The organism is Mesorhizobium sp. M4B.F.Ca.ET.143.01.1.1 (assembly GCF_004792275.1).
Lineage (GTDB): Bacteria > Pseudomonadota > Alphaproteobacteria > Rhizobiales > Rhizobiaceae > Mesorhizobium > Mesorhizobium abyssinicae.
Genome location: NZ_SRSR01000096.1, coordinates 1 through 440, shown reverse-complemented (window position 1 = coordinate 440; position 440 = coordinate 1). Strand labels below are relative to the sequence as shown.

Sequence of the window (440 nt, the reverse complement as noted above, 5' to 3'; positions counted from 1 at the left end):
ACCGAGCGCGGCCGGCCGAGGATGATCGTCAGCGACAATGGCAGCGAGTTCACCTCGAACGTCATCCTCTCCTGGGCGGATCAGAACCGCGTCGAATGGCATTACATTGCGCCCGGCAAGCCGATGCAGAATGGCTTCATCGAGAGCTTCAACGGCCGACTGCGTGATGAACTGCTCAACGAGACGCTGTTTACCTCGCTGGCTCAGGCGCGCGTAGCCATCGCCCTGTGGCGCGCCGACTACAACACGGCGCGGCCGCACTCCCAAATCGCCTGGCAGACACCGGCCGAGTTCGCCAGCACCTTCAATCCGCGACGGTCGCTCGCGCTGCGCTATGCCAAAGGCTCCGCGCCAGCGCCCGTCGCTTCACCCGCCCAGCAGGGCACAACCCACGCCGGAAACGAACTCAAAACTGGATAGAAACTGGGGGCAACGTCAAG

At 63.6% G+C, this 440-nt stretch carries 1 protein-coding gene; it reads left to right on the top strand.

The annotated features are described in order from the left end of the window. On the top strand, window positions 1–420 hold a 420-nt coding region (locus EN786_RS36120; RefSeq protein ID WP_135910039.1), incomplete at its 5' end, for an integrase core domain-containing protein. Window positions 421–440: the final 20 nt, after the last annotated feature.